This is a genomic window from Flavobacterium taihuense (genome assembly GCF_019351435.1).
GTDB lineage: Bacteria > Bacteroidota > Bacteroidia > Flavobacteriales > Flavobacteriaceae > Flavobacterium > Flavobacterium taihuense.
This window is the reverse complement of the sequence record NZ_JAHWYN010000021.1, coordinates 1-21,819: the sequence shown is the minus strand read 5'-3', so window position 1 is coordinate 21,819 and position 21,819 is coordinate 1. Positions and strand designations below refer to the sequence as shown.

Sequence of the window (21,819 nt, the reverse complement as noted above, 5' to 3'; positions counted from 1 at the left end):
TTATTGTTGTAATAATTCAAATCTAATACTTTAAACACGCAATGTAGAAACGTAATAAGATGCATAATAGATCTGTTTGGTAGTCGGTGAAAAACCATCATTTAATGTCTTTCCTATTTCGCTGAAAACAGAATCATATTTTATTCCTTTATGTTTAGCAATAGTGCCTGCTTTTTCAAATACGGTGATAATATTTTCAGATTTATCGACCGCTGAGTTGTATTTTTTTATAATATAATTGAATGTTTCTTCTAGTACTGCATTAGTTTCGTATTGAATATCATCAAATATTTCCGGTTGACTGATTCTTATTTTTGTAGTTATATTTTCTTCAAAAGAAACCAGTTCTGGAGTTAAGTCATCCTTCTGCTGTATTAAGGCCGCAATATTCGAAAGTTTGTTTCTTTCGTTATCAGTCAGTACATCCCATAATAGAGAATTTATCTTTTTATAAAATTCTGGAGTTTTGGAATGTATTTTAATGCAATTATTCAACAGTTTAAAATCAACCTCCTTTATCTTTAATTTTAATTTTTTATCTGCATCTTTTTTTGAATTTGAGTATTTTTCAAGAATTCTTAAAGAATTATCACTGGTCATAAATTTTTGGACTTCATCACTGTTAATGATTGCATGCCACAGTTCAATTTTTTTAGAGTATTCACCAAAATCTTCACTCTTTGAATATTTTTTTATCAAATCATTCATTAGTAAAAGAAGAGCTTTAAAAAATGCATTTAGATCATCTTCAAAATCTTCATTCATCCAGATTTTCAGTAAATCAAAAGGCATTTCTTTTTTATTGCCGTCAGTGAAATTATATAAAACAGATATAGAGTAGGGCACTACAGCGGAGCGTAATTGTCCCATAGAGTTTTTCCCTTGGCCGTATAGAGCTTCCAGTTTTTTAAAGATGATAATTTTTGAAATTAATTCTTCGTAGAATATTCGGTTGATATCTGCTGCTTTTTTTGAAGTTCCTTCACCGCTGATTTCTTCAATAAAATATCTAAAAACTTTTTCACCACCCTTTTTTACCATGTAAGGTTTGTCACCCCAAGCGCTGTAATATTTTGCTAATTGTTCTTTTGAAAATCTTCTCTCATTCGGAAAATCTTTTTTATATCTGGCTTTATTGGCTCCCGCAATTCTTAGCATAGTATTATATTCACCTTTTGCTCTCTCAAAAAACCATTTTAATCCGGAAGGTGTTACTATACTTTCGCTTAATGCTTTAATTTTTACCAGTTGAGAATTTCTGGAACGCAGATCAACTGGTGAAACCCTGCTCTGAGCGTTTGAGTATTTACTAATGTTAGAAATCAGCTCTTCCAAATCATCATCTGAGGTTTCTTTAGCTACATTGATTTTAGCCATTACTTTAACCTTGTCAATGTTATAACCGTCTTTTTGAGAAAAATAAATTGTTGCAGTTGTCTGTCCGCCATTGACAATTTGAAAATTTGTCAGGGATTTAATTTTATTGTACCCCAGTTCTTCAACAATCTCGGCGCTGGTTGCCGTTATTGTCAAACCGTTATTATAGGCTACAAATTTTTCGGGTGTTAATCTGATAGTTTCCCGAATCCCTTTATTAGTGCTATTTGTTAGCTGCAGGAATGATCTAACATTTTTTTCCAGTAATCTGCCGCTAAATTCTTTATAAAGATCAGCAATAATTGTTGCAGGCAATGCACATAAATAGGATTCGAAATTACTTTCATCTGCTGCTTTAATAGCTTGCAGCGAGTAACCAAACATATCTTCAAAATCAACTTTTAATGCTTCTCTGTTACCTTGGGATATTATTATATTATATAAAAAATTTAAGTCAATTAATCTTTTTTTGATTAAGAAAGTCTTGCTCTTTTGTTCTTTATTTTTACTGTAGCTGATTGTGATGCCTTCATTTTCGAACTCAATCCTTTTAGGTTGCGGTTTTGCTCCCTGTAATGAAACAGTTGCAGTTGCGGAAATTAAAAACAGTTCAATTACATCAAATTGATCAGCACCCTCAGATGATGAGATTTGGGAAATTAAAGCTCGGGCTGGACTTGAATCCTGAATTTCGTCATTTAGGTGTCCTTTAATGGCATTATTAATGAAAGCAGTCCCTCTTTTGAACTGAGCATCGTAACTTGCCTTTGTTGAAATCTGCAAATCTTTCTTTTTAGCAGTCAGATCAATAGATGATTCATCTATTAAAAACAATTGCAGTCTCTCACCAGATTCGTTAACGCAGTAAGCGTTAATTTTCATTTTATCAGTTAATTTAAAATAAGAGCTATTATAATCTTCTGAATCTATAAGCTTTGCATCAAGCATTGACGGCAGTACTTGGGACAGTAATAATGATTCAGAAAGTTGGCCGTCATCATCTTTGGATTGATCCAGTAATTCACTCCTGTAATTAAAATATTCTTCTATAATCATCCTAATATATTTTTTCTTCCAGCATAAAATTATTTAATGCGGCAATCCTTAAATTATAATTGAGTTTAGTTATTTCCACTGGTATATTTGAAATTGATAATTTTGGAAAATTCTCCTGCTCGCAGTCGTATAAATTTGTTTTTGAGACAACAAACCTATAATTGTTATATTCAGTTACAGATTCTATTGTAAGTCCAATCTGCGCCAGTGTATGATAGAGTATGGTCAGATCACCGAGATTTTTTCTAATGTAAATTGTTGCCTGCTTAATTAAATCATGAATGGAAACTCCTTTTATCATATCAATTTTTACTGAAACAACTAATAATTCTAAGGTTTTATCAAACTCTTTTTCTAACTGATATTCACTTGAAATTTTTATAAAGTGTTTTGACTCATCCTTTGTTTTTACTTCTATATTTTTATCATCAAGAATAAAATCATTGGTTGTATTATAAGGACCTTTCCAAGATTCTAAAATAGTATCTACAGTTTTAGAATCGCTCTGTTTAAGAAACTCATTCAGGACAAACAGTTCGCCAAAAACGCCCTTAATTTCTTCATTACTTAATTTTGATTTAAACTTATCATCAAAAAAGTCAGCCCACTTGTAAAAAGAATATATCAGCTCTTTTGAATAATAATCAGGATCGGTCAAATCTTTAATCTTTAAATACAGAGAAACAATCAAATCATTAAATAAGTCAATAAAATCAGAATCATTCAACTTAATAAGAATTATCTTTTCAAGTGGTAAGTAAGAGAGTTTCAGTTTCTCTTTATCATTGTTTTTTAATTTAATATCGATGCTCTGCGGCAAATAAAGTATTAAGCATCGGAATCCATCATTATCAATTGCTATGTAAAGCTCGGGAGTACACTCACTGGTAATCCTCAAAGCTTTATAGCCTTTATTTAATTCAAAATTTTCAAAATTTTGCCACTTTAGAACTAAAGCACCTATTTCCATATCCTAGTTGTTTTCGTCAGATAATATTTCAGCATCGTCACCAATTGGGTCTTCCTGATCTTCTTCATCTATATCAAGATCATAATCGCCTGCCATATAAATACCGCCTGGAGCATCTTCCATAGGAGGGAAACCTAATACGTATCCCACTAAAGGAATTTCTAAATTAATATTATTAGCGTCGATATAATTTTTAAAATCTTCTTTTAGATTTAAAACTTTAGAATTCTCCTGAGCCTGATTAAAAGCATATTGTGAGTCAAATAGATAAATAATCAGCAGGCCTTGATTTTCATTCAGCTTTTCTCTATAATATCTTTCTGGAATTGTCTTGGATTTTCTAGCATTATCATAGGCATCGCTATCCGAAAGTGTTTTGTCTTTTCTCTTGAGTTCTTTAGCTTTATGGAAATAAAATGTTTCACTTGCCTGCTTTTTCTCGGGCTCAGAAAGCAGAATAGCTAAATCAGTATTGGCAGAGATAATATTAGCGCTTTTTCCACTTGCCTTATAAATTCCGTCATGTAAAAAAGCATTTACATCTGCACTGTTTGTAGTTGGGCCAGATCTTTCCGCTAATCTGATTTCTGAAGCTAAGGCCGGATTTAAATTAAGCTGGTCGGCAGATAAAGGTTTTTTGGAATTACTTGTTATTTTCAGTGCTACAGTCCAGTCATTTAATAAATTCTTCTCATTGCATAATTCAATGAATTTTGATATTTGTGTTACAGTATCAGCATGAAAATTATTTGGCTGTTTTGAAAGTATTTCTATAATTTCAGATCCTGTAGCTGAAAATGTCGGCAGACCATCTTTTTTTGCGTTAAATTTCGGAGCTATATTTGATTTAAAATTAGTCCAAGTGTTTTCAATATGTTCCTTTTTTACATTGAATCTTGTGGTCATTTCTATTTGATCTGCATAAGACCATTTTACCTCTTTTGCATTTCGTAGAATTGAAGGGCGGGTAATCTGCAAAGTACCGGGATGTGTTTTAACTCTCAAAACAAAGTTGCGGGGCTCTTTATCTTTTTCTTCCATTTTTATAAATTCAGCTTCCAGTTCCTCTATACATTTTGTTGTAGAGTTGAATTTATTTAATGATTCCTGAGTTGTGAAAATTTTACAGCAATCTAAATAACCCGGTCGGTATCCAAACCACCTTCCCATCTGAAGCAGAGCGTCAGAGTAGTTTGTTGTTCTTATAAAATAGTTAATTGTCAGACCTTCCAGAGTAAACCCCCTTGATAATCTATTCCCTCCAACTGCTATTATTTTCTTAGGCGTATTTTTTGGATATTCTAATTTTTCTTTGGTGAAACTATTTATGGCTTTAACTTCTATGCCTTTAACGGCGGATGGCAGGATTTTTTTTATTGAATCAAAAACTATAGGAATCATAAATTCATCTTCATATCCGCTAGGGAGATAATCCTTTATGTTTTCAACGATGTGTGCATAGTAATTATACCATGTGGTTTCTAACTCAAAATATATTGATTCTGTACTGGAAGGATTATCATTATTAATTCTGGATGTTAATTCTTCAACATATTCAGTTATTAATTTTTTGGTAGTATTCTGCCACGAGGTAAATCGCGAAATATGAATCAGCATAGTATTGTGGCGCTGATACAATTCTGATTTTTCCATGTAAGGTATTCGGCTTTCTCGAATTGCTAAGGAAAGGATAAAACATTTAACTGCATCTTTTAATGATTCTGGTAAATGTTTTGGAAAATTATCATCTTTTTTTGCCGCCCATGTACCTGTTTTATAGTCTGAATATGTAAAAAAACCTAAATAACCACTTTTTTCATATTTTTCATACCATTCATCTTCACTTATATTTTTGACTCCAGTAATTTCGCCATCCTCATTTTCATAAATTCTGGAAGGAAAATCTTCTACATAATCATTGACAGGGGGTGCAACAAGTGGGATTTTGTCATTTTCATCGGTTCTGTTTTCAATTGGAGCAACAGTTTCAAAGATCTGCTTGGCTCCTAAATAGTTTGAAGGCGGATCCAGCAGTTCAATGAAATCATCCGGAAAGATATTGTCCACTAAGGCTAATTCCTTTTCGACGGTTTCACCCTTAAATTTGTATTTTTCTATATATTTTTCAATAGGTATTTCGTTTCGATCCTGAAGTACGTTTGCAAATGGTGTAGCGGTATAGCCTAAATATGTTTTTATATTAAACATGCCTAACAAAGCACGGATTTGGGCATTAGTTTTACTTGCATATTCTCTTCCTTTAAATCCCAGATTATTTAATGACGCGTTATCAGCTTCATCATCTAAAATCAAGAGTGGAATGTTGTGCTTTTCTTTGTTTTTATCAAGCGAATCATGCAGCCAAACTATTAGGTTCCGAAGGACACTGACATTTTTTTTACAGACCAGAACATATTTGTCATTAAGGGTAAAGTCCAGTTCCTTGGTTGTTTTTCCAAAATCTTTCAGCTCGGAAGTTATTGATTTGACCTGAATGATATCAGATCCTCCCAATTGGCCAAATCTTCTGATTTCACCGACACCTTTTTTTCCTGAATTTTGTGTAGAATCATCAGCACCTTCTCCTATTACATCGGATTCAATTCTCTTTTGTGTCTGGCTTCTCAGGTCTTCCATGATTCCCGACAGCACGATAATTATGACATATCCCGAATCAATTGCTCTGTTTATAACAGCATTAAAGTTACCTGTTTTTCCAGACTGGACGGCACCGACAACAAGTCCTTTTCTATAGACTGCATTTTTTGATTTAGGATCAGCCATTTTCTTTAAAATCGATAGGCTGGATTTTCTGGTTCCCTCAACTACTTTTTCAGATCTTCCCGATTTTAACAGGTATTTAAAATATCTTTCTGAATAGTCCCAGCTTAAATCCGCTTCTCTGTCATCTTTGAGCCAAGATTTTAATCCTTTTTTCTGCAGGGAATGACTTATGCCGGGATCAATTGGATTAACGGAAAGATATTCTTTCTTAGCGGTCTCAAAGTAGCTGTTAAGGGTGATTTCATCAACAGGAGGCAGTCCGACTAAAATGCCGGCATTTGTGATATCCTCTTTAATACTTTTAAATAATTGATATACAAAGTTTTTATCTCCAGATGTCCTTGAAACTTCCTGTTCAATTCTGTTTTTAAATATGTCTATATAATTCATTATGGCGCTTAATTATTTAATTAGTACTTTAATTTCATCTGGAAGAGAGGAAAATTTAAAGCCTAGATGCGGCAGTATATCTTCCCTGATCATGTCTGATGAAACTCCATTTTTCAATAATTCAAGAATATTTATTCTGATTTCCTCTGTAGTAATGCCGTCTTTAGATTCGATATTTAAAAACTCTTTTTCTTCGTGGACCTGCCTGATGCTGTTTACACGGGTATTGATCATTCTTAATATTAAATTAAGCTTTGAATTTTGATCTTTATCTAAAGTTTTTGTCAATATTTTCAAGAGCGGAAAATTATTATTTATCTCAAGAATTGATCCTTTATCGGATGAGCTTCTCTCAAATAACTGGCTGCTGTTTTGTGATTTGGCACCCGAGAATTTTCTAATACCTCTATTGTAGAATTCTCTCTCAGCTTCTCCTTTTAATTCATCGATGTATTTTTCAAACGCTGCCCGCAGTTCATGGGGAACAGAGATTTGGGATTTAGCGACATTTAAATGCAAAAGATGATCAACTTTATTTCCTACTTCAACCCTCAGCCTTGCAAGCTGCAGCCTTGGGGCTTTTTTTATAAGTCCATTCCATCCTCCAAAAAGTATAATTCGATCAGCTCTGTAAATATATAACCCTTCCATGTCCATTAAACCTCTATATCTTGTTGTCCATTTAGACAATCCCTGTCTGCTTTCTTCTATACTGCGTGAGGGCAGAACATACCCTTCAATTTTTATCACATCGGATTTAAATTGACTTTGTTTAGGTTCTATTTGTCTAAAATCTTTTTCTTCTACAGGGAAGGGATTAAATGCGGTGACCTGGGAATTATTAATTCTAATTTTAAGAGGATTTACTGGTTTTTCCATAAACCGGTGGAATACAAGAGCAAGATAATCAGCAGTTACTTCGTTAATCTCTTTTTTAATAGCAGTATTTCTATTTTTCTCTTCGAGATATTTTTCAAATTTGTAAAGCCCGTGCCAGATTATAATGGTATTTGCTTCAAAACTGTCAAATCCATTGTAATGTACATTTGACAATTGGGTGTACTGCAGTACAAGAATGTCAACTTCCACTTGTGAATTAACTATAATTTTCCATCCATGTTCTTTCAAAAAGTTAACATCCCATGTTCGGCCTCTGTATGTTTTTTCGCCTTTAAGTTTTGAGAGTACTGTAAATTTTCTTGTTTGAGAAAATGAAGCAGTTTTCATTCCTAATCCAAATCGCCCCAGATCTTCCTCCTCTCTTTTATTTTCGGGTGAATTACTCGGGAACTGCATATTTTTAATCAGTGCTTTTTCACTCATTCCATCACCATTATCAGCTAAAAATAATCGAAACGGTTCAGTTTCCACATCGATCAATACTTCAATTTTATCAGCATTTGCAGAAATAGAGTTATCCATAAGGTCTGCAAGAGAGGTTTCAAGGCTGTAACCTTGTTCAGCTATCGATTTAATTAAGTATTCAGGATTTGGTGAAGCATCTTCACTTATTATATTTTTGGGATCTGTCATAGAGATGGCTCAATTAATAGTGTAAGTTGGTGATTTATTTAGTATAAGTGACTGCTTTTTTTGGATTCTTGTTTTTAGATTTTATATGTTTATTTTTTTTAAAAATATTGAACACGATTTGTGATATTTGGTAAGCAAGGAAGGGAGGCACTGCATTGCCGACCTGATGATATTGTGCTGTTCTTGAACCACAGAATAAATAGTTATCGGGAAATGTCTGAATTCTTGCAGCTTCTCTTACAGTAAGGCTTCTGCACTGGTCCATATCGTAATGAATAAAATAATGACCGTCTTTTGAGATATGACTAGTTACAGTTGTAGCTGCACAATCCGGCATCTGGACCCTGAATCTATCTGCGAATTTCCCGCTCAAAGCATTCACATGATCAGGCATTAATTCTGAACTGTATGCTTCGTAATCCTTTAGTCTTGGGAATCGTTTAAATTTTTCAGCATAGATACTGGCAAAAAGATATCGTCTTAAATCTTCCATTAAATGAGATCTTGTTTCATGATTGCAGACGCCATTCAAATTTTTATCATAATACCACTCAAACAGTGGATTTGAGCTGTCAGGTGTCGTACATTCTATATATTCAGAGCCTGTACTAAAAGAAGAGGCTGTTACTTTTTTAATTGGTGATTTGGTTTTAAATTCTTTCCACGAAAATATTTCCTCTTTCATGGAGTTTATTTTCTGTTCCCAATTCAGATCTGAATCGATTTCATTTTTGTAAATTCTTTTCTTTGCTCCGTTTATTGTTTCACTTGAAACTATAGATCTGCCTAAACCGCTTCTGACTTTTGGTAAATCGCCGATTACACTTTTTAGATCGGTTTCCTTCAGGCCTTGGGTCAAGGTTCCTGGTATTACATCAACGTCTTCTCTTATGCCGAGTAATATAACTCTGTGTCTTTTCTGAGGTATTCTGAATTTTTCAGACTGAATTAAAAAATCACGATCGTCTTTGTAAGCTGGATTGCCTAAAGGATCAATACTTTGAGGTTCGGTAGATAGTGAATAAATTTTATATTTAGGGGCATTAGTATCTTTAAATACAGACGACGGATCTCTTAAATCATTTAAGATCCAGTCAAATACTTTTTCTCCATTAAGATTAGCTGATAAAAGCCCTTTGACATTCTCCATTACAAAAACCGTAGGATGGTGAACTGCGATAATCCGCAGATATTCTTTATAAAGATAAACGCGGTGATCTTCATCATCTATTCCCCCAACTCTGGATCTTCCAACTAATGAAAATGCCTGACAGGGAGGGCCCCCAATTAAAAGCCAATTTTTTTGTCCGTTTAAAGATTCTTTAATTCTTTTATCGACCTTAGCTGATGAATAATTTTCACTTCCTAATTCAGCCAGCCACGCTTCTTTTTTTGCTTCGTGTGCTTCTTGAGGATATTTTTCATATAAAGCTGAAATTAATTTTTCTCTTTTGTCCAGATTTTTTTCCTGCAGGATCTCATAGTATTCTAGGGGTGTTTGTCCTTTGGCGAATTTCCTGAAAAAGCCTCTAAATTCTAAGGTTTTATGTGCATTTTCATCTTTTTCTATAGAGAGTTTAATGTCAAAAATTCTTTGATCATTGTCAAACACAGAGGAAAAACCTTCTCCTAGTCCTCCAGGTCCCGCAAATAAATCAATTATCGGAATTTTATTGTGTATCATAATCAGGTCACATGCGTGGGGTGTAAAATAAAGATCTAAAAGTGAAATACACTAATCAGAACTTTTAAGTAAGATTTTCTCTTTTTTTGCGAATATACTGAACATTTAAAAATTTATAGCTTACTAATTTAAATTATCTAAATATCAAAATAACACGACTTTCAATAATTATAAAAAGAAGCATTTTTGCATAAAATATGTAATCCAAAACCATTTTGTTATTTGTATGGATTGTTGTAAGATGGACTTAAATATTATAAATAAAAACCTATAAATTAAACAATAAAAATGCTTGGCAATCCATTGTAAATAATATGGAAAAGCGTACTAATTCAAGAATTATATTTTAAATAAACAAAATTATTAACTTTTTAAGGAAGATTTGGATGTCTGGGGGATAATCGTATTCAAAAACAGTTTAATTCTTTGTGCTAATGAGAGTAATAGTATCTTTAAGATTATGGTTTGAAATGTAATCCAAAACAAAATGTTCTGCTTCTTTTTTATTCTCAGGAGAAGTAGAAAATGAGTTAAGATAAAAGTCTTCATTTTCATCAGCAATGTGAATTATTTCAGTGTACTTCTTAGCAATTAATGCGCCTTTTAATTTCAATACTTTAAGCTCGTCACCGTTGCCAATTTCCTTTCTCACACGGAGTTTAATAGTCTTGTCCATTTTGTTGGTTTTTTATTATTGTTGCACCATAAAATAAAAATATTCTGAAACAAAAAAGAGACCCTGTCTAGAGTCTCAATTTTGGAATTAATTTGCCTTCTATAAAGGTTATTTTTCTTTTAGTAATTTTTCCAAATACTCGACTTTATCTTTTTCAGCCTGAACTAATCTTTCGTAAAGTTCTACAACTTTTTCAAGAGGATTAAAAGTAAGATGACTACAAGAATTTAATATGTGCCCTTTATTGTCGTAATAATTATTGAAATAATTAATCACAGCATCTTCCGAAAAGTTTTTAATTGCTTCAGGTGTTACACCAAGAGCTTTCGCAACTTCCATAAGTTTTTCTTCATCTATCGTTTCACTATTTTCCATAGCGGATATCGCCTGTTGGTTTGTTCCCAAAGCCTGCGCCAATGCTTCTTGTTTCATGTCTCGAAGTTCACGAATACGGCTGATTTTTCGCCCTATATGATTTGTTTTTGTCAATGTGCTCATAGTTCAAAGATAATAATTAGGAATAAAAAAATAAGCAATCCGTAAAAAACATATTCAGTACTGTATGATACAGACCAAAATGATTCGGTACAATACTCATTCTGATTTACTTGCATGTACTAAACAAAAATACAATTTTTCGGATAATTATTAATTAAAAATTTAAAATTATGAATGCAATTGAATTTTCACAGCTAAAAGAATTGAAGGAAGTAATTTCAGACCATATTAAAACATCTGCTGTTTATTGTTTTGGCAGGCAGGAAACAACTTATCGTTCGAGCAGGAAAATTTATCCTGATAAAGAACTGCAAAAAGAACATAGTCATTTATACCTCTTAGTTTTTGTAGATGAAACCAAAGAAAATGCGGGAAGTGATATAAGTGATAAGATAAAAGCAAAGACTCAGGGTTCTTTGACCGCTACTGTTCTTATACACCACGTACAGAGTCTTAAAGACCTCTGCCAAGACCAGCAGTTTTTCTTTTGGCAGATCATGCAGAACGCAGAGTTGTTATTTCAAGATATTAACAAGCCTCCTTATTTAAATATTAGCGAAACTCCAAAAAGAAATTTAAAATCCACATCTCATTATATAGCATGGAGGAAGAATAATATTGCTACAATCTGGGGCTGGGTATATAATGATGATGATGCTTCTAGTTCGGATGAAGTAAAAATGTCCGCTCTTCATCAAATAGTGGAGCAAATCTGTTTGTCTTTGATCCGTGTCTTTATAGGCTATACTCCTAATCATTTTGCATTGGAGTATTTATTTAATCTCTGCGAATACTTTACGACCATAACGACAGACTTTTTCCCCCGACAAACTCGGGAAGATAAATCCATATTTAAACTTCTTAAGCAACAGCCCAACACGTTACGCTTTAGTAAGGCCAACGATGTTGATTATTTATATTATCAGGTAGTGGAAGAAAGATGTAAAAATTTTAAAAAGCAAGCGGAAATTTTGATTCAAAATGAAATCAATCGACAAAATGAAGTTGAAAACGAACCTGATAAAATAAAATAATTAGAAATCATGGAAAAAGATAAAATCAAATTAAATGAGTTCATAGAGAATCCAGAGCATTATTTTGTATTGCTCAAGCCGGCATTAGAAACAAGAAATGATATACACATTATTGAAATAAATGTGCAAGGATATAGAGACCTGTTTTGTATGATAATGGATTTACTTAAAACAGCAAAATTTGCCTTAGACGGAATTGAAGTCAGTACTGAGAGTACTATAAATACTGAAAGATATGTTGGAAGTCTTTTAAGAATAATAGAAATGCTAATCCCTTTGGAAGAGTCAGAATTACTGGATATGCTTTATCTAAAACATTTAAATGAAAAAAATAAGAGTGATTCCAATTAACCTGTTTCCAATTGTAATTTTAATAAAACGCCGACTTTGGAGGCGTTTTTCAGCCCCCTGCAGGGGCAAGTAGTTTTGAGATGCTGAATTCATTTCAAGCATCTTAAAACACAACTTGCTATTTTCCTGCGAAAATATTATTGCAGATGGTTTTAATTGAAAGGGCTGATGCCCTTTTTTTGATATAGTTAAACTGGGAGCAAAATTAATTCAATAAATTAATTTAAAAAGCGTTCGATTTCAAATCTCAGACCAGTATAATTATCGAAGTATAAGGATTATGATTGTTTATCACACTCAAGTTTGGAGATCAAACCTACCTAATTATGTATTTACGTATTTAAGCTTGTAAACCCATAAGCATAAAGCTATGTAGCCACGCACTACTTTACAAAAGTAAATATGTAAGCATGGTTGTTGATAGCTACAGATTGAAATATATACATATGCTTTTAAAACTGTATTTATGTACATACGCTTTTACATATAAATATGAATGTGGACATAAGTAAATATTTAAGCTTTCAAATATTGCTGTATGTGCATATTTAAAGTCATAAATATAAATTCAAAAGAAAACAGAAAAACCGTAAAAAAGAAAAAGAAAGCAATTTAAAAGGGCTGGCAGTAAACTTAGCAAAAGGAAACGGAATAAGTCCCGTAAGGGTGGCTTGTGAGGAACGAGCAAGACATTATGCCGTAGTCTTTTGCTAAGTTTAATGCCTGGCCTAACTTCGTTTTCTTTTTATTTATTTGTTCGTAAGAATGGCTTATAGTCTAAAAACTAGATCCAGTGGTATGGTTTATCCTTACGGTTAAGATAGCAGTACATCTCTTCCTTTTTAAGTTCAGGAAACAATTTTAAAGCCTTGTCAATGGCATAATTAGGAAGAAAATAAATTTCGTCACGAATCGCTTTTACCACCTTTTCAAGGCCATAGAAACGAACAATTTCGTTGATTTCTTCCTGTCCTCCACGCTCTACGATACGGGCAATAATAGTTTTATAGGCTCTCTCAAAGTCCATTGCATCTATGTCGAAATCCCAAAAAAATACTGGGTTTAGATTTGGGATTGCCTTATTTTTTTTAACTCGTACCATGTAGTAAATATACGATTTTTTATCTTCTTATTCAAACGCTTACCGTCTAAATCCACGACCTTTATTGGGTAGAGGAATTTGATTTTTTGATTCAGAAAATGAAATGGAAGGATTGAAAACTGCTTTTTTTAGCCGCTGAGTCATTTTGTTCCAATTGGTTTCTTTTCCTTTGATGAGTTTGACTTTTTCTTCTTTGTCTATATTGCTATGATCCAGTAATGCATGAGCTGCGAGTCCAGGATTTCCATTATATTTGTTTTGGTAAGCTTTTAAATAGGTTTTAAGGGAATGGTGTTCCAAAAGAAAATACATATCTACAAAATCCTTGATCCTTGTACCGTTTTGAAAGATTGCATGAAGCTTCATGGCACCGATGTCATATAAAGATACCAGCCGTATTCCTTCTTCATTCTGAACAGGTTCCTGCCATGGATATTTGTGGGCGAGAATGTCTACCTTGACACTGCCTATATCCAAAAGCATTGTATTTTCAAGAATCTGCCTGATTTTTATCGGATGCTGATTTCCTAAATGGGTAAGTATGGCTTGCTCGTCAAAATCTTTCGTGGTGAACAGATCCAAATCGATACTTAATCTATGGCCAATCATTAGGCTGAGAGCTGTTCCTCCTACAAGGTTAAAATCTTTCAATTTTTCATCTTTCATGAGTCTTTGAAGAAGTTCCCACATCTCTTTGGTAACTGTTTCTTTGTAAAGCATAATTTCACGTTTTTCATGAAATTAATCCCAAAAGCGGAGGGCTTTTACAGATTGTCCTGTCATGGCTGTATTAGGCTATGAATGTCGCAAGACGTATAAATTCACATTCAGAAACAGTACGCCAAGTGCTTCCACATTCACCAATATTTTGATGTCATCACTAATGATAAAGTATATTGGTTTTAAAATTCTTTAGACGAAACCAGTAGTAATAGTTATGGAAAGCAACGACAAAACCACCCCGCATAAAGGTGGCAGGCATCCCAAGAAAGATCCCGCCGTTCACCGCTATTCCATAAGTCTTACTTCTGAAGAAAATGCCCTTTTTCTTTCCCTCTATGAAGCTTCACGCATGGGTGTAATGGCACATTTTATTACCGCATGTGTTTTCCAAAAAGGAATTACGACCATAACGGTTGACAAGGCAGCCATGGATTACTATATGCGCCTGACTACCTTATTCGGACAGTTCAGGGCTGTAGGAACAAATTACAACCAAGTGGTGAAAGTACTGTACCGTAATTTTTCTGAAAAGAAAGCTTCAGCCTATCTCTACAAACTGGAAAAACAGACCGCTGAAATGGCGGTATTGTGTCAAAAAATGATTCAGCTGACCGAGGAATTTGAAGCAAAACACCTGAAAAAATGATAGCGAAAATCGGAAGAGGTTGCAATCTATATGGTGCATTGGCGTATAATCAGCTCAAAGTGGAAAAGGAAAACGGGCAGGTTTTGTATACCAATAAAATAATTGAAACTCCTGATGGCAGTTATGCCGTCAGCCAGTTGGTGCGTTCTTTTGAACCGTATCTGCTGGCCAATCGAAAGACTGAAAAACCAATATTACATATATCGCTGAATCCTGATCCGAAGGATAAGGTAAGTGATGAACAGTTTGAAGAACTGTCGCAAAAGTATATGCATGAAATGGGTTATGGCAACCAGCCTTTTTTGGTATTCAAGCATACTGATATAGACCGTACCCATATCCATATCGTATCGGTTTGTGTGGATGAAGAGGGAAGAAAAATATCTGATAAATTTGAAAAAAGGCGTTCAATGGACGTCTGTCGAGAATTAGAAAAAGAATTCTGCCTGATATCAGCTGTGGAAAAAAAACAGAACCCACAAAGTCAAATATTCAAACCAGTTGATTATAAAACTGGGGATATAAAGAGTCAGATGGCTTCGGTAATCCGTCATTTGCCAAAGTATTATAAATTTGAGGGTTTCGGCACCTACAATGCCCTGCTTTCCCTTTTCAATATTACCGCCGAAGAAGTCAAGGGCGAATATAATGGAATGCCAAGAAAGGGGCTGGTGTATTTTGCATTAAATGACAAGGGAGAAAAAGCAAGCAATCCCTTTAAAGCTTCGCTATTCGGTAAACAGGCAGGATATGTTCAGCTTCAACAACATTATGGGAAGTCCAAAGAATTGTTGAAAAATGAGCTATCCAAAGTTTTGCTTAAGACAACCATTGAGATGTCCCTGCAGACGGCATCGGGTGAAAAAGAATTCAAAAAAAGGTTGTTGGAACGAGGTATTAATACCGTTGTAAGACGAAATAGTGAAGGAAGAGTTTACGGAATCACCTTTGTTGACCATAGTTCGAAATCCGTGTGGAATGGTTCGCAATTAGGCAAAAACTTTTCGGCCAACGTATTCAATGGCTGGTGGAATAATGGCAATAAAATTGAGCAGCCTGTACAGGGAAATCTTGCTTCAAAGAACGATGCCACTATAAATGAAGAGCTCAAACAACCAAACAATCTGTTTGGCTTTTTGGTTAAGGAAGATCTGTCCTATAGCCACGAAGAAAACAGTCTTATTGAAGTCTTTGGAGGGTTATTACCTAGTGCTAAAGGAGATGACTATGATGAAGGATTATTTGACAACCAAATGAAAAAGAAAGCCAGACGCAAAAAAAGATAGTGCATACTATCAATTTTAAGCACTAGCCTTTTTGTTGATTCACGACAGAGGAGTGATTCATCAAATTGGCTGCACCATTTTAAAAGAATGAAGGCTTTCCCGACTAAATAGGAGGGAGTGCCTTTGTTTTTTATAACTGTTTCCAATCTGGGCATCGAATCTAAAAAAATCACCTAACATTCCTCGTTCCATCCATCAGTTTTTGAATGTCGTCATAGCGGTAGTACATTAGACCACCAATCTTATTATAGGGAAGAGTGCCGTTTATTCTAAGGTTTTGCAGAGTGCCAGCTGAAATATTTAAGACTCTTCGAACCTCGTAGCTCTTGAGCCATACCCGCGCTTCCTGGCCTTGTTTACGAGGATATTGCTGATATCTTCGGATTTCTTCTAGCAATTCTTTTTTAAATCTATCAAGGTCATCCCTGGTAATAAGATCCACATTCATAATTCTCTCTTTTTCATTGAATAATATCTAACTCAGATTTTGGTAGTTTTTACAAACCATTACAAAATAAACTCATGAGGAAATTAAAAAAGTAAAACTGTCCACGTTTGGCTCATTATGGCTCTCTATTACCAGAAAAACACAATTTTTATATAGTCCACAAAAGACGCTCAATATTGACCACCTTTTAATTTCTTCTTTTTGATTGTCTTTAATATTTTCTACAATTTATCTTAAGCTGGCCATTGTTAATCTATCTGGCATTTCAAACCATTTCCAGATCCTAGTTTCCATGTATATTAAGAACGGACAGATACTTTACTCCAGTTTAGTTAACGAACATTCTAAACGCGGTGGGATTTCCTTGTACCTAAAGATCAAAAGCCTTCTTGATAATGTACAGGAAACCACCTTTCTATTTTACTCCGCTTTTTGTTATCAAATCTATAATATACGAACTATCTTTCCAAAGAGCTTTAAAAGTTTGTTTATATTTCTTTGGGTATTTTTTTTTAATAAAAGTGTTATTTATAATTTGTTTTTTCTGGTTTTTTTACGGATAAATCTTTTAATTATGTTAATTCGATCATTAATTATAAAGAAATAATTATTCTATTTTAGCAAAAAATATCACAAAAGGTAACTTAAACAATAATATGATTGACCCTAACCGCCCGTATAGCCGCTTAGCAATAGATTTAATTTTTACCAAAACCAAAGCATTAATGCAAAAGGCTGCCTTAATTAGAGGTGGAGACGGATTAGCACTTTATATAGATGTTTATACAGGGAAAACACTTCGAGGTGGTGATGCTTACGACTACGAACATTTGCGTTCTTCGGAAGCTATCCATACTCAATTTAAATCTCGTTTAACAGATGAACAAATAGCTTTAGTTGTTAATTGTCCCGAAAATGTTTGTGTTACCTTAAGATGTATCAATCAATCCAAGGGTAAAAGAAAAATGGAAGACTGGTTAAATAATCCTACTAACATTATTAATAATAATATTGATTTAAAATTGACAGCAGCCAACTTGAAAAAGGCGGATGATGCGATTGAAAAAATGGTTAAGAGTTTAGTGAAATAAAATTAGAGCGACAGTAATTGACACTTTTAAATAATAATTTTGAAAATTTCATAGAAAAAAACAATGAGTAAAGATACCTTGAGTGTAGATAGGCCTCAAAACAATTTTAATTATTCCGATTATAAAAGTGTTTATTCAAATTTAATAGATAATGTTGACGAAGTATTAAATGATATTTCTCAAATTGATATACAACATATTGATGTAAAGAAAAAAAATAATGAAACACAATCTAAATTAAAAGAAATAAGAAATGTTTTCATTAATGATATTGAGAAATTAGATAAAAATGCAGTTTGGGATCGGTTTACTATTGCTTTTTTTGGTGAAACAAACGCCGGAAAGAGTACAATTATAGAATCGTTGAGAATTTCAATGCAAGAGGTTGAAAAGCTGAAAAACAATTCTTTAAAACAATCCTTGGATTTAAGAATTTCTGAATTAGGTAAAAAATCTGAAAATGTTATTATCTCAAAAAAAGCATCTAAAAAACAAAAAATAGAAGATATAACTTCTGAAATTGAAATTAAAAAAGAACGAGCAAAAAGATTGCAAGATACTTTTTGGGTACAATGGTTGAATGTTTTTCGCTCTTGGTTTGGATTACTTCCAATACTTTTTTTTATAAAAAAAATAAAATCACTCAAAGAAAAAATTTTTGAAATAAATTCGATTATACCAGAACAAGATATTGATGTTCAAAAGTTTTATAAAGAGATAGGTGAGCTAAAAAAAGACAGAGAAAAATTATTTGATGGCAAAATTATTGGTACAGGTATTCCAGATTTTACACAATCATGTGTCGAATATTATTTTAATCAAGAGGAAAAACCATTTACATTAATTGATGTTCCGGGTATTGAAGGAGATGAGAATGAATATGAAGAAATAATTATGAACGCAGTTTCTAAGGCACATTGTGTTTTTTATGTTTGTTCAGCGGAAAAATTACCAGAAAGCGGAACGGTTTCTAAAATCAAAAAATATTTAAAAGAGCAAACGGAAGTTTATTTCTTGCTAAATGAGAAAAAGCATAATTACAACTACGAAAATGACTCCAGCTTTGAAGCAATGCATTCAAAAGCAGCAGAATTTAGAACCAATATTTCTACTCAAATGCAAAATGAATTAGGAGATTTTTATAAAGACTGTTATTCCTTGCAAGGTTTGATGGCTTTTTGTTCTAAAGCAGAAATTCAAGAAGATGATAGAAATTTTAAAGTTCAAAAAAAATTTTTAGATAAATTTGGAACACACGAAAACCTTTATTCTATTTCACAATTAGAAAAAGTTGAAAAATTGATTCGATCTCAATTCAATGGAATGGAAAGAAAAATCATTAATGCAAATGTTCAAAAAGCAATATGCGCTACAATTGATTTTAAAACTAATATTCAAGAAATTCGAAGCACAGAATATAGTAATGAATTTATTCAGGATATAGAAAGAGAAATTAGAGTAGTAAAAGAAAAAAATGATAATGAATACAGACAATTAGAAAATGAACTTAATCAATTTTCATACAGATTATCAAATACGGTAGTAGAAGATTTGCGTATAAAACTTTACCATTTAGTAGATAATAAAGAAAACAATTCTCAATTGAATGTTGCTGATGCAAAAAGATTGCTATCTCCTTTTTATTCCGACCAAAAGAAAAAGATTGAATTTATTGCAAAATGTTATAATACATATGTTTTTGATAAATTATCTCAAGATTATGTTGATACAACCAAGAAAGCTGTTACTACATTTAAAAAAAATGTGGAAAACAATATAAATAAAATGCGAAATAATATCGAGCAAATTACGGTGGCTAAATTTTCGTCTAATTTTGAAAATCAAACAATTGGAAGTTTTGATATTTTGTTTAGTTTCCCTTTGGAAAAAATTGGTGATTCTGTAATTTCAATTGGTGGATTAGCAATGGCTGGTCTACCTTTCGGACCATGGGGTGTCGCAATTGGTGCTCTTTTAGGAATAATATTTGCCGGGATTAAATGGTTTATGAATAAAGAGACTCCTGAATCAAGGGCAAAAAAGCAAATAGACGAAAAATTGTTAAGTATAAAAACTGAAATTAAAGCCAAATTAGTATTTTCTAATAAAACGATTATTGATGATTGTAAAGAAAATATAATTAATAAGATTGGAATTATGCTTTATAACAATATAAATGGCATTAAAACCGTACAAACAATATTAGATATAAAAATAAATCAACTAGAAATATTATTAGAAGAATTAAAAAAAACTAAAAATTAAAGATGGAACCATTAAAAAATTTTTCAGAACAAAAAAAACAAATTATATCTCATTTAGAAAAATTGCTTCATTGGGTAAGAGAAGGAGAACGTTTGGATCTAGATGTTGAGGATACAGAGCGAAAAATATTAGATGTAATAGAGGGTGTGAAATCTGAAAAAATTAAAGTTGCATTAGTAGGTGCTTTTTCAGAAGGAAAAACGACCGTTGCTGCAAGTTGGTTAGGCAAAGTAGTAGAAAACATGAAGATAGATCCATTAGAATCTTCAGATAGTATTGAGATTTATCGACCAGAAGGATTTGAAGATAACTGTGAAATTGTGGATACTCCGGGCTTATTTGGTTCAAAAGAAAAAGTAGAAGAAGATTCGGCTGGAATTAAATATTCAGATATAACTAAAAAATATGTTTCCGAAGCACATCTTGTATTATATGTCCTAAATCCTGTAAATTCAATTAAAGATAGTCACGCAGAAACGATAAAGTGGTTGTTTAGGGATTTGGAAAAATTAGACAGCACTATTTTTATTATAAATCATTTTGATTCTGTTTGTGATATTGAAGATGATGAAGATTATGAAGAAATGTTTAAGATAAAGAAACAAGCAGTAATTGACAGGTTAAAAGCAATAATTGGATTAGATATTATAGAAGAAAACAAATTAAAAATTATTGGAATTTCTGCTAATCCTTTTAATAGAGGTGTGGAAAATTGGCTTAGTAACAAAGAGTTGTATTTGAAATTATCTCGTATCAATAAACTTCAAGATTTAACGGAGTCATTTTTGAAAAGTTCAAAAGAAACTCTTGTAAAGAAACAATCTCATAGCATTATTTCTGAATCCATCATTAAACAGTCTAAACAAGCTGACGAGATTTATTCTTTATATGAAAAGCAATTGAAAAGTAGAGATGAGGCACTCTCTGATATTGACAAAGAAATTTTAAACACGAAATCTAAATTTAATGAAAATAAAATAAGATTAAGGGAAGATATAACTTCTTATTTTGATGGAATGCTGCTACAGTTGAATGCAGTAGACCTAGGAACTTTTCAAGAGTTTTATACTAGAAACATAGGTGAAGATGGAATTAATATTGAATCAGAAATGAATACCTTATTTGATAGATATGCAGAAAGTACGAATTCATCTATAATTACCTTAGACAATAAAATCAATACTGAGTTTGATTTCAGAGATTCTTTAGATAAATCCTTTTTACAATCTCATGCTAAGAATGGTATTAAAGTATTGTCAAAAATGGGTATAAACAACACTACTGTTCTCGCTTCAAGAAATTTATTACGAGGTGGATTAGGTAAAGTTGGCATTAAGGCAGGTATGAAATTTAAACCTTGGGGAGCAGCTAAGTTTGCGAAAGGTTTGAATGGAGGCTTAGCTTTTATAGCTGTTGCTTTTGAAGCATGGGAAACTTACGATTTACATAAAAAAAATAAAAAACTAGAAGAGTCAAAAAAAGAATTGACTAAATACCTAAATACCTATAAGGCGCATTTATTATCATATGTTAATGATGATGAGTCTTTTATTAAAAACTTTGCTCCTAGTTTTGAAAATACTTTAAAAAGTAGAGAGGCATTGAGTGAAGAAGTTACGGATTTTCAATATAAGTCAGAAAAAATTAGAGAATGGTATAAGAAATCTGATTCTATAATAAATGTAGAATTTGAAGAAATTTAGTAGAAAATATTACAAATTATCGATAAAGGAAATTACAAAAAAAAATTGGAGGAAGTAAAAGTAGATGGGATAAGGGTGCAAATTCCAGTGATATTGACCACCCAATTCCAATTTAAAGTGACCACCTGATTCCAATTCAAAATGACCACCTAATTCCGGAGCAAAATGACCACCTCCATTTTTCATTAAAAACTACTTTTTT

At 32.6% G+C, this 21,819-nt stretch carries 18 protein-coding genes; 7 read left to right on the top strand and 11 right to left on the bottom strand.

What is annotated here, in order from left to right:
- Window positions 1-30 precede the first annotated feature (30 nt).
- From KZH69_RS17630 to KZH69_RS17600, 7 genes are all read right to left on the bottom strand, one after another.
- Complete coding sequence (locus tag KZH69_RS17630; RefSeq protein ID WP_219318802.1) at window positions 31-2,433, bottom strand: AIPR family protein; 2,403 nt, start codon at window positions 2,431-2,433, stop codon at window positions 31-33.
- A gap of 1 nt (window position 2,434) precedes the next feature.
- Window positions 2,435-3,403 (bottom strand): PD-(D/E)XK motif protein, encoded by a 969-nt coding sequence (locus KZH69_RS17625; RefSeq protein WP_219318801.1) that lies wholly within the window; start codon window positions 3,401-3,403, stop codon window positions 2,435-2,437.
- Window positions 3,404-3,406: 3 nt separating this feature from the next.
- Window positions 3,407-6,577, bottom strand: coding sequence for a Z1 domain-containing protein (locus tag KZH69_RS17620; RefSeq protein ID WP_219318800.1), 3,171 nt, complete (start codon window positions 6,575-6,577; stop codon window positions 3,407-3,409).
- 12 nt (window positions 6,578-6,589) lie between these two features.
- Window positions 6,590-8,110 carry an ATP-binding protein gene (locus KZH69_RS17615; RefSeq protein ID WP_219318799.1) on the bottom strand — a complete coding sequence of 507 codons (1,521 nt, stop codon included), beginning with the start codon at window positions 8,108-8,110 and terminating at the stop codon, window positions 6,590-6,592.
- Window positions 8,111-8,144: 34 nt separating this feature from the next.
- Window positions 8,145-9,794 carry a DNA cytosine methyltransferase gene (locus KZH69_RS17610; RefSeq protein ID WP_219318798.1) on the bottom strand — a complete coding sequence of 550 codons (1,650 nt, stop codon included), beginning with the start codon at window positions 9,792-9,794 and terminating at the stop codon, window positions 8,145-8,147.
- A 418-nt stretch (window positions 9,795-10,212) separates the two neighbouring features.
- Entirely contained in the window at window positions 10,213-10,470 is a 258-nt protein-coding gene (locus tag KZH69_RS17605; protein WP_219318797.1) for a hypothetical protein, read from the bottom strand.
- A 108-nt stretch (window positions 10,471-10,578) separates the two neighbouring features.
- On the bottom strand, window positions 10,579-10,968 hold the full coding sequence (locus tag KZH69_RS17600) for a helix-turn-helix domain-containing protein (protein ID WP_219318796.1): 390 nt from the start codon (window positions 10,966-10,968) through the stop codon (window positions 10,579-10,581).
- Window positions 10,969-11,138: 170 nt separating this feature from the next.
- Between KZH69_RS17600 and KZH69_RS17595 the strand changes: the two genes are divergently transcribed.
- Together KZH69_RS17595 and KZH69_RS17590 are read left to right on the top strand one after the other, a co-directional pair.
- Complete coding sequence (locus KZH69_RS17595; protein ID WP_219318795.1) at window positions 11,139-12,002, top strand: hypothetical protein; 864 nt, start codon at window positions 11,139-11,141, stop codon at window positions 12,000-12,002.
- A 9-nt stretch (window positions 12,003-12,011) separates the two neighbouring features.
- On the top strand, window positions 12,012-12,353 hold the full coding sequence (locus KZH69_RS17590; protein WP_219318794.1) for a hypothetical protein: 342 nt from the start codon (window positions 12,012-12,014) through the stop codon (window positions 12,351-12,353).
- 784 nt (window positions 12,354-13,137) lie between these two features.
- Here KZH69_RS17590 and KZH69_RS17585 read toward each other — a convergent pair.
- Window positions 13,138-13,455: a DUF6922 domain-containing protein gene (locus KZH69_RS17585; protein ID WP_219318793.1), complete on the bottom strand. Its 318-nt coding sequence runs from the start codon at window positions 13,453-13,455 to the stop codon at window positions 13,138-13,140.
- Between the two features lie 39 nt (window positions 13,456-13,494).
- Window positions 13,495-14,175: a nucleotidyl transferase AbiEii/AbiGii toxin family protein gene (locus tag KZH69_RS17580; protein ID WP_219318792.1), complete on the bottom strand. Its 681-nt coding sequence runs from the start codon at window positions 14,173-14,175 to the stop codon at window positions 13,495-13,497.
- A gap of 217 nt (window positions 14,176-14,392) precedes the next feature.
- Here KZH69_RS17580 and mobA point away from each other — a divergent pair, with 217 nt between their 5' ends.
- Together mobA and mobB are read left to right on the top strand one after the other, a co-directional pair.
- On the top strand, window positions 14,393-14,824 hold the full coding sequence (mobA, locus tag KZH69_RS17575) for a conjugal transfer protein MobA (RefSeq protein WP_219318791.1): 432 nt from the start codon (window positions 14,393-14,395) through the stop codon (window positions 14,822-14,824).
- A complete protein-coding gene (gene mobB / locus KZH69_RS17570; protein ID WP_219318790.1) occupies window positions 14,821-16,110 on the top strand; it encodes a conjugal transfer protein MobB in 1,290 nt (429 codons plus the stop codon). Before mobA ends, mobB begins: the two co-directional genes overlap by 4 nt.
- Window positions 16,111-16,279: 169 nt before the next feature.
- Here mobB and KZH69_RS17565 read toward each other — a convergent pair whose 3' ends face one another.
- Window positions 16,280-16,558, bottom strand: a complete 279-nt coding sequence (locus tag KZH69_RS17565) for a helix-turn-helix domain-containing protein (RefSeq protein ID WP_219318789.1) — start codon at window positions 16,556-16,558, stop codon at window positions 16,280-16,282.
- Between the two features lie 656 nt (window positions 16,559-17,214).
- On the opposite strand from KZH69_RS17565, the gene KZH69_RS17560 reads away from it, so the two are divergent.
- The 3 genes from KZH69_RS17560 to KZH69_RS17550 all read left to right on the top strand — a co-directional run bounded on the left by KZH69_RS17560 (window position 17,215) and on the right by KZH69_RS17550 (window position 21,617).
- Window positions 17,215-17,649, top strand: coding sequence for a hypothetical protein (locus KZH69_RS17560; protein WP_219318788.1), 435 nt, complete (start codon window positions 17,215-17,217; stop codon window positions 17,647-17,649).
- Between the two features lie 63 nt (window positions 17,650-17,712).
- Window positions 17,713-19,914 carry a GTPase gene (locus tag KZH69_RS17555; protein ID WP_219318787.1) on the top strand — a complete coding sequence of 734 codons (2,202 nt, stop codon included), beginning with the start codon at window positions 17,713-17,715 and terminating at the stop codon, window positions 19,912-19,914.
- A 2-nt stretch (window positions 19,915-19,916) separates the two neighbouring features.
- A complete protein-coding gene (locus KZH69_RS17550) occupies window positions 19,917-21,617 on the top strand; it encodes a LeoA/HP0731 family dynamin-like GTPase (RefSeq protein ID WP_219318786.1) in 1,701 nt (566 codons plus the stop codon).
- Between the two features lie 9 nt (window positions 21,618-21,626).
- Here the strand turns inward: KZH69_RS17550 and KZH69_RS17545 are convergent, their stop codons facing one another.
- Complete coding sequence (locus KZH69_RS17545; protein ID WP_219318785.1) at window positions 21,627-21,803, bottom strand: hypothetical protein; 177 nt, start codon at window positions 21,801-21,803, stop codon at window positions 21,627-21,629.
- Window positions 21,804-21,819: the final 16 nt, after the last annotated feature.

Bases quoted from the DNA above. Each gene is read 5' to 3' on its own strand.
- KZH69_RS17630 (WP_219318802.1), bottom strand. From the start codon at position 2,433: ATGATTATAGAAGAATATTTTAATTACAGGAGTGAATTACTGGATCAA.
- KZH69_RS17625 (WP_219318801.1), bottom strand. From the start codon at position 3,403: ATGGAAATAGGTGCTTTAGTTCTAAAGTGGCAAAATTTTGAAAATTTT.
- KZH69_RS17620 (WP_219318800.1), bottom strand. From the start codon at position 6,577: ATGAATTATATAGACATATTTAAAAACAGAATTGAACAGGAAGTTTCA.
- KZH69_RS17615 (WP_219318799.1), bottom strand. From the start codon at position 8,110: ATGACAGATCCCAAAAATATAATAAGTGAAGATGCTTCACCAAATCCT.
- KZH69_RS17610 (WP_219318798.1), bottom strand. From the start codon at position 9,794: ATGATACACAATAAAATTCCGATAATTGATTTATTTGCGGGACCTGGA.
- KZH69_RS17605 (WP_219318797.1), bottom strand. From the start codon at position 10,470: ATGGACAAGACTATTAAACTCCGTGTGAGAAAGGAAATTGGCAACGGT.
- KZH69_RS17600 (WP_219318796.1), bottom strand. From the start codon at position 10,968: ATGAGCACATTGACAAAAACAAATCATATAGGGCGAAAAATCAGCCGT.
- KZH69_RS17595 (WP_219318795.1), top strand. From the start codon at position 11,139: ATGAATGCAATTGAATTTTCACAGCTAAAAGAATTGAAGGAAGTAATT.
- KZH69_RS17590 (WP_219318794.1), top strand. From the start codon at position 12,012: ATGGAAAAAGATAAAATCAAATTAAATGAGTTCATAGAGAATCCAGAG.
- KZH69_RS17585 (WP_219318793.1), bottom strand. From the start codon at position 13,455: ATGGTACGAGTTAAAAAAAATAAGGCAATCCCAAATCTAAACCCAGTA.
- KZH69_RS17580 (WP_219318792.1), bottom strand. From the start codon at position 14,175: ATGCTTTACAAAGAAACAGTTACCAAAGAGATGTGGGAACTTCTTCAA.
- mobA (WP_219318791.1), top strand. From the start codon at position 14,393: ATGGAAAGCAACGACAAAACCACCCCGCATAAAGGTGGCAGGCATCCC.
- mobB (WP_219318790.1), top strand. From the start codon at position 14,821: ATGATAGCGAAAATCGGAAGAGGTTGCAATCTATATGGTGCATTGGCG.
- KZH69_RS17565 (WP_219318789.1), bottom strand. From the start codon at position 16,558: ATGAATGTGGATCTTATTACCAGGGATGACCTTGATAGATTTAAAAAA.
- KZH69_RS17560 (WP_219318788.1), top strand. From the start codon at position 17,215: ATGATTGACCCTAACCGCCCGTATAGCCGCTTAGCAATAGATTTAATT.
- KZH69_RS17555 (WP_219318787.1), top strand. From the start codon at position 17,713: ATGAGTAAAGATACCTTGAGTGTAGATAGGCCTCAAAACAATTTTAAT.
- KZH69_RS17550 (WP_219318786.1), top strand. From the start codon at position 19,917: ATGGAACCATTAAAAAATTTTTCAGAACAAAAAAAACAAATTATATCT.
- KZH69_RS17545 (WP_219318785.1), bottom strand. From the start codon at position 21,803: ATGAAAAATGGAGGTGGTCATTTTGCTCCGGAATTAGGTGGTCATTTT.